Here is a 12,309-nt window from a genome sequence, read left to right as displayed (position 1 = left end):
AAGCTTTGAATTCATTGGTCTTTTAAATGGTCTAAAGCAACCAATAATTCGTCAAGGGCCTGAATTTGATATTGTGCTTCATAGCCTGATTTACCAATTACTTTACTGTATTCACCTGTCAGTACACGAATTGTATGAACGCCCAATGGATTGAGATTGATGAAATCTTTTGCCGGATTGTCTCCAATGTAAACCATGTCGGACCATGAACAATTTTCAGAAGCTTTTATTTTTTCGAAGCAGTAAATGGATGGTTTGGCATGCTTTAGTCCAAACCTGTGTGTAATCATAATACGCTTAAAAAATGCTTCTAAACCAAGGGCGTCAACTTTGTTCGCTTGCACTACTTTATGCCCATCCGTTACCAGATAGAGTGGTGTTTCTTTAAGTAATGGTAATATTTTTTTTGCGGTAGAATTCAATTCAATATTCGGAGTATGGTAACGGTAGCACTTTATACACTCATTGACTAAGGATTTACTCCAAGTACCATGATATGAAAGCCAGCGGTCAAAAATAGTGCCTCGACCATAATTATTAAAAATGTTTATCATAAAGTTGAAGGAAGTCTCTGGATTCCAGCCAAATCGATCATGACCAAATCGAGAAACAGCCTTAAGCCCGCTCAGTACAAAAGTACGCTCTTCATATAAGGTATCATCAAGATCAAAAATCAGAACCATAGATCACTAAATCCTTTGGTACTCTTATCTGGCGAATATCCTGAACACATCTATGGAATGGATAATTTTTTAAATTCTCACCATTTGCTTCCAGCAATGTCCAATACCAGATATCCAAACCTGCCGCAATTGATGCGGTAGAGGCGCCGCCAAAACGAGTGTTTAATTCGATAATATGTGGATAACCAGATTTATCAATGAGAATCTGAATAACGACAGGTCCTTTAAGTGGCAATGCTTCCAATATTTTTATGCATTGTTTTTCTAAGTCTTGATTCCGGAAGGTAGTTGTTACTACAGATTCACCATTTATAATTTCATTACGCAAGCGCAGTATAAGTCCCTTTACTTTATGATTGCGGTCGATCCATGCATCCACACTGATTTCTTGACCAGTAATGTAAGGCTGAAATATAGGATGATCGAGATTTTTACCATGTTGAATAGCTTGTTCCTGCGAAAGATTTAAACCTATGGAGCGACTGCCTGCGCCAAATCTTTCTTTTACTACAAAAGGCCCATTTCCTTGTGGTGATTCCCATGCAGGTATTATAGGAAGTTTCATGTCAATGCCAAATATGGCAAAAGCTAATTTATCAATACATGTAGAGACGGCTTCTGCCCCAGATATAACGATATCAATTCCATCCTGCTTGAACTTGTCTTGATTTTTAGCCCAGAACAAGAGTTCTCCATCACGGGTTGGAATAATCATATTGATATTAAACTCACAACAAATCTTTATAATTGCGTCAATATTAATTGGGTCGGTTGCAGGAAGTTGTATAAAACCATCACTGACATACTGAGAATGTACTTTTGAATTAATATCAGTTACATATACCCGATTTTTTGAATTTAACCGCTTAACACCATCAACCACAGAATTTATAAGGGGTATTTTTCGTCCTGCACTTGTTATCAATACATTTTGACAACTATATTGTTTTTTTCCGGATAGTTTTCTTTTTTCATATTCGATATCAGTGACAGAATCCTCTGTTTCTATATTCGTATTTGGAATATTTGATTTTATGACCTCAATAATATCAGATACCCGTCTTACTTTACCGGCACCCAAATTTACCACTCCTTTTAATTCGGAAGATTCTGCCAATCGTATCATTCCTTCAGCAGGAAAGAATTTTGGTTTTGGCTTAAGGTCTCCAACAAAAACCTGTGCTCCCAGCTCAATTAATCGTGGTACCATTTTACTTTCAATTACTCCGGCTGCGTCACTAATAAAAATTCTTTCATTTATCATTTATGCTCCATCTATTCCTTGCTGTTGTTGTCCCCATCAATCTATTATCAAGTAAGAAATCGGGAGGGGTGTAAATATGAAAGTTAAATTTAGATAATCTCATAGTAACCCAGTTTATTTTTTTAGTTTTTGATTAAGTCCTTTTATTTGATCAATGATTCTTTCTTTTCCTCTGCCATCAATAAGTGATTGATTTTGAGGATTTATCTTTTTAAAAGCATCGTTGTTTTTTTTCAGTTCTGTTATTATTTCAGGAATTTTAGAAATACCATAATCTGAATTATTAAAAATCCACAAGGAACTGTTTTTTTTTAAGGAGTCAGCTAAAAATTTTTGGTTCTCTGCCGTAACTAAAAGAATTGCAGGGAGCCCCATGTAGCAACATTCCCAGGATGTGCTGCTACATGCAGAAATGGCTAAATCATTTTCAGCCATAATTGTTGCCATATTTTTGGTATCTATGTAAAGCTGGGTAGTGCAGGAAAGCAATTTAATCTGTTGTTGGATAGTTTTCAGGTGGGGGGCCTGGCTTCCAAGTACCACAGAAATATTTAAATCCTTGATACTGGGGGATTCTTGGAGGTATTTCAGGATGCGGCCTGTATTATTGTTGGGATCTGTTCCCCCCATGGTAATAAGAATATTATTGAGAGCAGGGCAATTTCGACGCTCCAGGCTTTGAGCCTGCATATTTATGAATTCTTCCCGCAAAAGCACATAGGCACTTCCAAGCAATAGTGTGCAGTGGGACGGCGTGAGTGGTTTATAGTCATCAGAATCAGGATTACGATTTGGATCTAAGAGTATGTCACAATCATGAGTGCGATTAGCTAAGTCATCCAGCACCATAATTTTGGAGGTGAAAGGACGTATTTGTCGTTCCCATTGACTGCCGATTGAGTAGTGATCCAGAACAACCCAAAGAGGTTTCAATAGTTTTAGAATTTTAAGTGTTTCTGCGGCATCTTCCTTTGATGAACTACCCAGCCATGGGTTATAGGAATCTTGGTATTGGCTGTTTGTGTGATGAACTTTCTTGCTTAGGGGTATCAGATGAACAGTAAAGCCCTGCTCCTGAATTTTTGAAGTAAGATTGCCAGGATGATTTTTGCAGACAAAATGGCATTGAATACCTTTTTTTTTAAATTCAGAAGCTAAAGTCAGACATCTCATGACATGACCTGTTCCAATTATTTGAGATGCATCTGTACGGAAAATGACGCAAGGTTTTTTTATTTTTTCAGCAAAAACCATGTAACATCCCCTATGGGAAAGTTATTGTCTTTATGATATTTGAACCCATAATTGACAAGTTTCAGATCCTGATAAGCCGTGAGTATTTCTCCTGCAAAATCCCTTTTGAAAAGTTTGTTTCTGAACCCCCGATATTCTACTTCAACGGGTGTGGGATTGTAGTATTCAATGATGCAGAGATATTTTGAGGATAGCTGGTATAGTTTTTCATAAACCAGAGGTAGTTTGTCCGGATGGATGTGTATGAGAACACCCTTGGTGAAGGTAAAGTCAAAGGTTGGTAGTTCAGAAGGATTTAAATCCAGAACTGAACCCTGGTATGCTTCGCCCGTGCATTTGTTTTTTAAGGTGCTGAAGGCTTCAGTGTTGAGTTCCAGAGAGGAAGTGGTTTTTTCGGGGCAAAGCTGGTTCAGTGCGTCAATATTGAGACCGATATTAGCGCCGACTTCAAAAATGCTGTGTACATCCTTTGTGCAGGCAATGATTTCTGAAAACAGGTGGATATTTGAAGAAACAAGCAGGGGATCTCTGTTTCTTTCCATATATTCGTTACCAAATGATCCTGCCCAAAAATTTTCCTGTTCGGTTTGATATTTTTTTGTTGTCATAGTTTTCCTGTTTGCTAAGGGTTTTATTGGGTTGTTTGTCTTTTGCTTGGAGTATGATTTATTTCGAGTTGCAGTGCTTTGTAAAGGTACTCCGCCCTTTGCCAGTCTTCTTCTGTATCAATATCCTGAACCAGGTGGCGGGGTAGAATTACAGGCAGGGCATCGTCGGTATATATTTTCGGGTGCTTCATGAATTTTCTGCAGTCGAACCAGTAAAATTGTCCTGCATCATGAAAGGCTTCGGGAAGATCGTTGGATCGGGTCAGCTCATGTTCAGGCCAGAACATGGCAAGGTGTCCTGTTTCTGTAATGTGCAAGGCTCTGAAAATAGGAAAGGTAAAGCTTGTGACGGAAAACACAGAAGAAACTTTTCGAGTTTTAATGGTTTTATAGCCTTTTTTGATGAAACAGGGCTGAATCAGAGGAGCTGTGGCATAAATACAACAGGCATATTCAGGTAGTGTGTTTTTCTTTTCAAGATGTTGAAGACAGTGAAGCAGAACGGGTGTTGTGGGTGTGTGATCATCTGAGAGTTTCTCAGGGCGGAGAAAGGGTACTTCAGCGCCATATTTTCGTGCTGTTGATGCAATTTCGGGAGAATCAGTTGAAACGATTATTCGATCGAAAAGGCCTGAAAGTATGGCAGCCTCAATACTATAGGCAATCATTGGCTTTCCGGCAAAAGAGCGTATATTTTTTCCTGGAATACGTTTACTACCGCCCCTTGCTGGGATGATGGCGATATTCATGGTTTCCTCTTGGGGCAGAAATGTTTTTCATGACTTGCTTGAAATGCAAGGTAATGTTGTCAAGACCGCAGAGTGTTGCGGAATAGTAAGGGAAAAAGAGTGTTTTGCAAAAAGGTTTCAGCTGAAGCGGGCTTTCCAATTGAGAAGGTGTTGCAAGTCTGGGAAAAGTACCGACCACAGCTGGTGCACTAATAGATAGTTCGTCCGTCGGCGTTGGTGGTTTTATAGGCGGTGTTTTTTTTTTTTTTCGGGGCTGGCAAGATGGACAAGCGATCATGAAACGTTCCATGATGGGGTAGTCTCCATAATTGAATGGGTTGATAAAAAAGTATGTTCAATGAAACATTCCGTCCTTTTTATTAATTCTTTCAAAGAATCCCATTCAGCTGAACCAGTGCCGACCAGCATGTTTTAATAGATATCAGTTATGTTTCTTCTTTAGATATTGTTAAATATTTTTTATGTCTTAAAAGTTTTAGAATGTCATATTGTGTTTTCCATCCCAGTAGTTATGAGGTGTTTTCCAGTCTTTTCCATAGAGAAATTCGAGAAGTATTTCTGATTGATGAGGGATTGAAATGTCAAGGCCAAAATATTTTTTATAGTTTTTAGTTGTAAAAAAAAACAGTGGGATTTTTTTGTCCAAATTATACTTTGAATAAAGATGTTTTTCAGATTGGTCAACTGGCATTAGAGAAATAATTGCTGGTTCATGTATTTTATTTTTTTGATTACCTTTTATCAAATTAATTATTTCTATATTTGAGTTATTGTTATCATATTTATATATAACAGAATTTTCTGGGTCTTTTTTTATATAGTGTATGACAAAAAAATCATTGATTAATTTTGTAAATTTTGAATCATAAAAAATATCAAAATCGGCAAATGAGGCAGGTTCATCGCCCCTGATAATAGCGAGTAAGCATGAGTACATTGCCCAGTATGGGATATTTGATTTATTCAAGAAATTGATAAGCGGGATGAATAATTCTTTAAGTAGCTGCGTTCTACTGTCAAGGGCTGTTTTGTCAGGTCTTATCTCGTTTTTGGCAACATGCCATATTTTTTCATGTTTTATGCCCATGCTAAGGAGTTGTTCGGTAATCTCTTTTTGCACTCGGCCTGGGACTGCAATTGTATCAAAATCATGTTCTGAAATTTTTTTAGGATTCCATATGGGTAAGTCAAACTTTGTTGTACCCCATAAATTAGGATTATTATCGTAAAAGCCCGTTACTATTATATCGTTTTTCTTTATGAGGGCTCTGTAGGTTGCTCTTCCATAATATCCAACAGTAAAAATTGCTATTTTTTTAACACTCATTATGGCCTCTTCTTGTTGTAATTTGCTTGTACCAGCTTTAAATGTTTAGTGACTGTTTGAGCAATCGAATAAGATCCGGCTTGATAATGCAGTTGTCAGCTCGTTCAGGTGTATGCATGGCCTCATTTTCATTCAAAATATCCTTAAAGGAAGCATACTTGCCTATCCGATTCTTCAAACCAAGGCTTTCCAGCAGAAAAATAAGTTCCTTAAGCAGAGCAGAGTAATGTACAGGAAAAACTTTCTCCTTTACAGACAGCCGTATCATTTCGGCCAGTGTAAAGCTGCATGCAAGACCATGGGGGATATTAAAACGGCTGGTAAGGGGATAAGAAATACTGTGGGCCAGTGCTGTTTTGGTCTGACTGATTGCAAGACCAGAAAGAAGGGCTGCATGCGTCATTTGTGCTCTTTTATCAATGGATTCTGGCTGTTCAAGAACAGCTGGCAGGGCCTTTACCCCAAGATATAGCGCCTGCCATGCAAGAGCTTCGCTTAGGGGAGTACGGTTTATATTCCACAGGGATTCCAGTGCATGGGAAAGGGCATCCAGCCCTGTATTCACTGTTTCTTCTTCGGGGAGCGATAGGGTGAGTTCAGGATCAGATAAGGCATGACAGGGAAAAACAAGATTATCGCTGAGGGAATATTTTTTATGCCTTAGCGCATCCCAGATCGTTGCAAAGGGCGTCACTTCAGCACCGGTTCCCGCTGTGGTGGGGATGGCGATCAAGGGTATTTTTTTAAAAAAGTGAGGCTTTTTCCCCTGACAGAGAATATCTTCAAGCCCTGCATACTCAGAGTTTGCAACAATATGGGGTAGCAGTACAGAAAGAACCTTACCCGTATCCAGTACACTTCCGCCACCCATTGCAATAATGCCGCTGATGGTGTGACCTTTGTATTTGTGGGTCAGGCTTTCCATATCCCGCATATCCGGATTTGGCTGAACAGAATCATGGATCTCCATATGCACCCAGGGCCTTGCAGAGACAATAATACCACAAAGCCTATCTACTGCTCCCCTGCGGGTAAATCCTTTACTTGTCAGTAGCAGGATTGTGCCGGTATGCTTTTGTTTTCCTGTTTCTGATGGATCAGGGGCAGGAAAGAACTGCTCCATACATAGCCCGATATGATTTATTGCGCCTGCACCAGCTATGATTCTGACTGGATTGTAATGATTCCAGTATGAGGCACGGGCCATGTCAGCACAGGGGTCATCCATGAACAGCACCCTCCATAGCAGCCTGCATAAATGCCTGCTTGTTTTCCGCCGGTGTTGTAGAAGGCCTTCCCAGATCAGCCCTTGATCCTGTTTTTATAACAACTTCCAGCATTAAAGGCCCTTTCTCCCTGCCCAGCTTTTGCCATGCCCTCTGAATACCTTCAATGTCGCATACTTTTTCATATTTTTTGTATCCGCATGCAAGGCTAAGCGATGCAAAGTCCACCCTGTTTGCCACGGTAGGCTGACCGCCAACGGATTCATGGGCACCGTTATTGAGTAAAACATGGATAAAATTTTCAGGCTTCATGCTTCCAATCACAGGGATGGCACCCATATGCATAAGCAGAGAACCATCACCATCAAGGCATATCACCCGTTTTTCAGGTCTTCCAAGGGCAACGCCCAGGGCAATGGATGATGTATGCCCCATGGAACCCACGGTGAGAAAATCTCGCTGTTTCTGATTGAATGATTCTCTTAAGGCATACACTTCACGGGATGTTTTTCCTGTAGTGGATATGATGAGATCATCTTTTGCAAGGCGAAGTATGCAGGCCAGTGCATCTTCCCGCTTCAATGTGGATGGCATCGTTGTTTTTTGAGAGCTTTTATATGGAGAAAAGGTATTTTTACGGACAAGAATGGCTGCTGGTGAAGCGTTTTTATTCAGGCTGTCCACGGCCTGCTGGACAACTTTTTTCATATCTGTGTTTCCATCCAGTATCCAGTATGGGATTTCAAGAAGATTAAGCTGCTTTTCCGTTATGCGGCCTTGCTTGACATGCTGCGGCTCATCCTTTACCGAAGGTTCTCCTCTCCAGCCGATAATGAGCAGTACAGGGATACGGTAAACTTCAGGATCTGTAAGGGAAGTGAGGGGATTGATGCAGTTACCAAGCCCTGAATTCTGCATATATACAGCAGCAGTCTTCCCCGTACTCAGATGAAAACCCGCCGCAAGGGCTATGGCATTGCCTTCATTGGCAGTAATCACATGAGAGCTTTTGGGGCAGCGATCTTCTATGCAGGCGCAGATACCAGACAAAAGAGAATCCGGCACACCTGCAAATAAATCAATACCCTTTCTGCGTAAGGTATCAAAAAATGTTTCAGGAGAAAGCATAGCGGGTATCTTTCATATTGTTTAAAAGAATCATGGATCAATACTGCTAACGGGTACCCGGAATCAGCTCCAGAATTTCTTTTATGGGCATGAGCTGTGCGTCACATTCTGAAGAACGGCCATACCGTAGAATACATTCCGCTGTTTTTACCATGGCAGGATAGGCACTGCGAAGAAGATGATTGGCATATATGACAATATTTACACCATGTTCCTGCAGCTCGGCTTCAGTGACATGATTATAGCTTGAAGGTACGGCCACAAGGGGTTTACGGTTTTCAAATCTATTGTATTCCCTGCAGAAGGCAAATACCTCATCGGGTGTTTTGTTTCTGCTGTGAATCATAATGCCGTCCGCACCAGCCTGCAGGTAGGCTCTGGCCCGCATCAGTGCATCTTCTACGCCTTTCCCCAGAATCAGACTTTCTATTCTGGCTATAATCATAAACCCGTCCGTGGCCTGACTTTTTTTGCCTACCTGTATTTTATGGCAGAAGTTTTCCACACTGTCCTGGGTTTGAGGCACATCCGTTCCAAACAGCGAATTTTTCTTCAAACCGGTTTTATCTTCAATAATGGCAGCTGATACCCCGAGTCTTTCAAGGGTTTTAACGGTAAATGCAAAATGCTCCGGCTGTCCGCCTGTGTCCGCATCATAGATAATGGGTTTTGTTGTGACTTCCAGAACCTCGTTAAGGGTATGGATGCGGGAAGAAACATCAACGGCTTCTATGTCTGGCTTGCCCTTTGCCGTGGAATCCGTAAGGCTACTGCCCCACATGCCGTCAAATTCACACCTGCCTTTTTCGTTTACCATGGCGGTGTTTTCTATGATAAGGCCACAAAGGGCGTTATGAATATCAAGAAAACGCAGAAGGGGCTTGACCTTTAACATTCTTTTCAGGGAATTTAGACGTATATCCGGCGTTGTACCAATATCACGCAAAGCCCTGTTGATCTGTGTGGATGAAATACCCTGCGTATAAGGAACTTCCACCAGCTCACCACCCCATTGTGCAAGGCAGTCTATCACCCTCTGACGGGTTGTTTTCTGTATCCCATCACGCCAGTCATCACCATGTACCACATAGTCTGGCTTCAGGGCTTCAAGGTTCGGCACATAATCCAGCGTGGTCTGGGCTACAACCCGATCCACCCCCTTAATATTTTCAATCACTTCCCTGCGCTGATCAAAGGACATATATGGAATGCGTTTATAGCTGGCAATGGCTTCATCTGTGAGAAGACCAACCGTAACTTCACCAAGACCTGCTGCGGTACGAATAATATTTAGATGACCAGGATGCACCAGATCGGCGCTCATGCCAAGATAGACTTTTTTTTTATCCCGTTGTGATTCTGAATCAGGCATAATACATTCCTTTATATTCAGGCTTGGCCATTAACAAGATAGGTAGATAAGGCATCCTCTACCTGAGCTGCCCAGTCTTCTGCATTTTTACAAGGATCAAAGCGTAGATGAAGATGTGGAGATGGTGGTGGATCGGCTTTTAAGTCTAAACCGTAAACATCTTTTACTAAGCCTTGTCTGTATTTGAGATACAAGCCCTTGGGATCACGCAGCTGAAGTTCACTGATCGGAACATCCAGGAAAATATCAAAACAATCAGGCAGTTGTTGCTTTCTATACAAATGTAGATCTTTGATCAGGCCAATCACTGCAATAATAACAATATGCCCCTGGCTGCTCAGTGTCTTGCAGAGATTTATATATGAATAGCCAAGTTCAAGACGGCTTTGCATGTTATAGGCCTGCTGTCCGAATACTGCACGGAGTTCATCGCCATCAAGTAATATGGGGGCAAGTTCCAACTGGCGTAAGCGCAGAAAAAGGAGGCGGCTAAGGGTCGTTTTACCGGCACCGGAAAGCCCGGTAATCCAGAGCACTCGGCCCTTTTTTGTTTCATCAGTTTTTATGTTGTTTGGCACCGAAGCTCTCCTATAAACCAAAATTCAGACTGTCCTGCCTTGCCTTGCACTAAAAAGATTCTGCATATCGTTTTTAGACAGACACTATTTTTTTAAAAAAAAGAAAGATACAAATATGCATTCTGAACAGTTACAAAAACTTTTAGTTAATTTTATGATTTGTATTCAGTACTACATATTCAGTTGCTGCTGTTTTATACTTCGGCCAGTGCATTACAATCTTTAATTTCTTTTAAGGAAAAAAACTTAATATTGGTGGCCGAGTTATATGAAAAACCGTCTGCAACGGGCGTGCCAGTTTCTCCTAAGATATTTTTGGTAAAGGCATTGCACCTGCTTGAAAAAACAATGGTGGGCCGTATTACATAATGATCATGAAATTCTAAGGTAAGATGGGAGTCGTCCGCAGGACACATGGTTTCATGAAGTTTTTCTCCGGGCCGGATGCCTATAATGCGCTGCTCCAGATCCGGAGCCATGGCTTCTGCAAGGTCTGTGATACGTATGGAGGGGATTTTGGGCACAAAAATTTCTCCGCCCTTCATGCGTTCGAAGTTTTTGCATACAAAATCCACTCCCTGCTGCAGGGTAATCCAGAAGCGGGTCATGCGGGGGTCTGTAATGGGCAGGTGGTCGCTTTTTTCTTCAATGAGTTTTTTGAAATAGGGTACCACAGAGCCTCTGGAGCCCACCACATTGCCGTATCGAACCACGGAAAAGGCGGTTTTATGACCACCCGCCATATTATTGGCGGCCACAAAGAGCTTGTCCGAAGCCAGTTTGGTGGCACCGTACAGATTGATGGGTGAAGCTGCTTTGTCCGTTGACAGGGCCATAACCTGGCTGACATTGTTGGCAAAGGCGGCATCGATGACATTCTGGGCACCGTTGATGTTGGTTTTTATGCATTCCATGGGGTTGTATTCTGCAGCAGGCACCTGTTTGAGGGCTGCTGCGTGAATTACTATTTCCACGCCCCGCATGGCCATGGTGAGGCGTTCCTTGTCCCGTACATCTCCTATGAAATAGCGCATGCAGGGGGCATTGTACTCCTGTGCCATTTCATACTGTTTGAGTTCGTCTCTGGAATAGATGGCAATGCGGGATGGGTTGTAGCGGGAGAGAAGGGTTTTGGTGAACTGCCTGCCAAAGGATCCTGTGCCGCCTGTGATGAGGATGGATTTTTTATCGAACATGGCTGCTCTCCCTTTAGAATCGTTTACGTCTGTAAAAACACAAAGCAATAAGCGGGCCAGGAATTTGATTTTTCAGTGTGCTTATTGTGTGTTTAGAATTTTTTGTTCAGGCCAGCCTGTTTGAGTACTGCGTTGGCTGTGTGTCTTGACCGGATATCATGATCCACAACAAAACGGATGTTGGTTTGGGGGCTGTACCAGATTTCATGATCACCTTTTCCTTGTCGCTCAAAGAAACAGCCCGCCTGGGCAAGATGTTTTTTTAGCTATTTGCTATAGTTTTTCATCCGTCGGCCTGGGAGCCTGCGAGTTCGAAGCGTCTTGAAAAAATTTCAAAGGGAATTTCAGTCTCCGGGATCATTCCGTTGGCTTCAAGGAGCTCAGGGATTATTGTTTTGAGTTTATGGATGAGGGACTCAAGATTTTCTTCTTCTGTGGCAAGGCCGGGGATATCATCGCTGCTGGCAACCCAGACCCTTGCTTCATCATCCCATTCTGCCCTTATAAAATAAGGTTTCTGGTGCATAAGGTTTTCCTTTTAAGAATCAATAAAGAAAAAAAGGGTGGGCCTTTTTGTGCCCCGTTTTTTGCTCAGACCCGGACAGGACTATTGTTTGATGGTAGTTTTGCCAATAAGAACATCCACCCCCTTATCCCCTGCAGCAAGGACTTCTCTGACTTTTTCAGGGGTAAGCCCAACACCTACGGCAATATCATGGGGATTTAGATTGAGCTTGGAAAGACGCATGATGGTTTCAAACTTCTCTTCATGGCGTCCCTCACTTCTGGCATAAAGCAGATCCGTCTTATGATCCCTCTTCCATTTGAGGTGGGACTCATAGGCTTCACGCATATGATCATCCTGGGTGAACTTGATGTACTTTTCCCTGGCACTGGCGATGTGGGGGTTGTTCTTCAAGATGG

Annotated in this window: 14 protein-coding genes and 1 pseudogene; all 15 read right to left on the bottom strand. The window is 41.9% G+C overall.

Translation table 11 applies throughout. The annotated features are described in order from the left end of the window. Positions 1-11 precede the first annotated feature (11 nt). Positions 12-683: an HAD family hydrolase gene (locus LZ24_RS07445; protein ID WP_144684136.1), complete on the bottom strand. Its 672-nt coding sequence runs from the start codon at positions 681-683 to the stop codon at positions 12-14. Then, positions 667-1,947, bottom strand: coding sequence for an ATP-grasp domain-containing protein (locus LZ24_RS07440; protein WP_222427574.1), 1,281 nt, complete (start codon positions 1,945-1,947; stop codon positions 667-669). The genes LZ24_RS07445 and LZ24_RS07440 overlap by 17 nt, the downstream gene beginning before the upstream one ends. Positions 1,948-2,061: 114 nt before the next feature. Continuing rightward, the gene (gene pseG, locus LZ24_RS07435) at positions 2,062-3,201 is read right to left on the bottom strand and encodes a UDP-2,4-diacetamido-2,4,6-trideoxy-beta-L-altropyranose hydrolase (protein WP_144684134.1); all 1,140 of its coding nucleotides are present in this window, start codon (positions 3,199-3,201) and stop codon (positions 2,062-2,064) included. Then, positions 3,180-3,743: a pseudaminic acid biosynthesis-associated methylase gene (locus LZ24_RS07430; RefSeq protein WP_246118549.1), complete on the bottom strand. Its 564-nt coding sequence runs from the start codon at positions 3,741-3,743 to the stop codon at positions 3,180-3,182. Before LZ24_RS07430 ends, pseG begins: the two co-directional genes overlap by 22 nt. An 89-nt stretch (positions 3,744-3,832) precedes the next feature. Further along, entirely contained in the window at positions 3,833-4,558 is a 726-nt protein-coding gene (gene pseF, locus LZ24_RS07425) for a pseudaminic acid cytidylyltransferase (protein WP_144684130.1), read from the bottom strand. Next, on the bottom strand, positions 4,524-4,847 hold the full coding sequence (locus LZ24_RS07420; protein ID WP_144684128.1) for a hypothetical protein: 324 nt from the start codon (positions 4,845-4,847) through the stop codon (positions 4,524-4,526). The genes pseF and LZ24_RS07420 overlap by 35 nt, the downstream gene beginning before the upstream one ends. A gap of 186 nt (positions 4,848-5,033) precedes the next feature. Beyond that, positions 5,034-5,885, bottom strand: a complete 852-nt coding sequence (locus LZ24_RS07415; protein ID WP_144684126.1) for a hypothetical protein — start codon at positions 5,883-5,885, stop codon at positions 5,034-5,036. Between the two features lie 37 nt (positions 5,886-5,922). Further along, the gene (locus LZ24_RS07410; RefSeq protein WP_246118553.1) at positions 5,923-7,008 is read right to left on the bottom strand and encodes a phosphonoacetaldehyde reductase; all 1,086 of its coding nucleotides are present in this window, start codon (positions 7,006-7,008) and stop codon (positions 5,923-5,925) included. 97 nt (positions 7,009-7,105) lie between these two features. Next, on the bottom strand, positions 7,106-8,239 hold the full coding sequence (gene aepY / locus LZ24_RS07405) for a phosphonopyruvate decarboxylase (protein WP_144684124.1): 1,134 nt from the start codon (positions 8,237-8,239) through the stop codon (positions 7,106-7,108). Between the two features lie 46 nt (positions 8,240-8,285). Beyond that, complete coding sequence (gene aepX / locus LZ24_RS07400; RefSeq protein WP_144684122.1) at positions 8,286-9,611, bottom strand: phosphoenolpyruvate mutase; 1,326 nt, start codon at positions 9,609-9,611, stop codon at positions 8,286-8,288. A gap of 17 nt (positions 9,612-9,628) precedes the next feature. After that, positions 9,629-10,189: an adenylyl-sulfate kinase gene (locus LZ24_RS07395; RefSeq protein WP_186442988.1), complete on the bottom strand. Its 561-nt coding sequence runs from the start codon at positions 10,187-10,189 to the stop codon at positions 9,629-9,631. A 194-nt stretch (positions 10,190-10,383) separates the two neighbouring features. Then, positions 10,384-11,385 carry a UDP-N-acetylglucosamine 4,6-dehydratase (inverting) gene (pseB, locus tag LZ24_RS07390; RefSeq protein WP_144684118.1) on the bottom strand — a complete coding sequence of 334 codons (1,002 nt, stop codon included), beginning with the start codon at positions 11,383-11,385 and terminating at the stop codon, positions 10,384-10,386. 92 nt (positions 11,386-11,477) lie between these two features. Next, positions 11,478-11,636, bottom strand: a pseudogene (locus tag LZ24_RS18000) (type II toxin-antitoxin system HicA family toxin); the annotation flags it as partial. A 32-nt stretch (positions 11,637-11,668) separates the two neighbouring features. Continuing rightward, complete coding sequence (locus LZ24_RS07380; protein ID WP_144684116.1) at positions 11,669-11,911, bottom strand: DUF1902 domain-containing protein; 243 nt, start codon at positions 11,909-11,911, stop codon at positions 11,669-11,671. Positions 11,912-11,992: 81 nt separating this feature from the next. Continuing rightward, positions 11,993-12,309 (bottom strand): hypothetical protein (locus tag LZ24_RS07375; RefSeq protein WP_222427572.1); only part of this gene is annotated, 317 nt, incomplete at its 5' end.

Source organism: Desulfobotulus alkaliphilus (assembly GCF_007830435.1).
Lineage (GTDB): Bacteria > Desulfobacterota > Desulfobacteria > Desulfobacterales > ASO4-4 > Desulfobotulus > Desulfobotulus alkaliphilus.
The sequence above is the reverse complement of the archived record's forward strand: the minus strand, read 5'-3'. Positions and strand labels throughout refer to the sequence as shown.

Coding starts and splice junctions, on each gene's coding strand:
- LZ24_RS07445 (WP_144684136.1), bottom strand. CDS start 683: ATGGTTCTGATTTTTGATCTTGATGATACCTTATATGAAGAGCGTACT.
- LZ24_RS07440 (WP_222427574.1), bottom strand. CDS start 1,947: ATGATAAATGAAAGAATTTTTATTAGTGACGCAGCCGGAGTAATTGAA.
- pseG (WP_144684134.1), bottom strand. CDS start 3,201: ATGGTTTTTGCTGAAAAAATAAAAAAACCTTGCGTCATTTTCCGTACA.
- LZ24_RS07430 (WP_246118549.1), bottom strand. CDS start 3,743: ATGGAAAGAAACAGAGATCCCCTGCTTGTTTCTTCAAATATCCACCTG.
- pseF (WP_144684130.1), bottom strand. CDS start 4,558: ATGAATATCGCCATCATCCCAGCAAGGGGCGGTAGTAAACGTATTCCA.
- LZ24_RS07420 (WP_144684128.1), bottom strand. CDS start 4,847: ATGGAACGTTTCATGATCGCTTGTCCATCTTGCCAGCCCCGAAAAAAA.
- LZ24_RS07415 (WP_144684126.1), bottom strand. CDS start 5,885: ATGAGTGTTAAAAAAATAGCAATTTTTACTGTTGGATATTATGGAAGA.
- LZ24_RS07410 (WP_246118553.1), bottom strand. CDS start 7,008: ATGGAGCAGTTCTTTCCTGCCCCTGATCCATCAGAAACAGGAAAACAA.
- aepY (WP_144684124.1), bottom strand. CDS start 8,239: ATGCTTTCTCCTGAAACATTTTTTGATACCTTACGCAGAAAGGGTATT.
- aepX (WP_144684122.1), bottom strand. CDS start 9,611: ATGCCTGATTCAGAATCACAACGGGATAAAAAAAAAGTCTATCTTGGC.
- pseB (WP_144684118.1), bottom strand. CDS start 11,385: ATGTTCGATAAAAAATCCATCCTCATCACAGGCGGCACAGGATCCTTT.
- LZ24_RS07380 (WP_144684116.1), bottom strand. CDS start 11,911: ATGCACCAGAAACCTTATTTTATAAGGGCAGAATGGGATGATGAAGCA.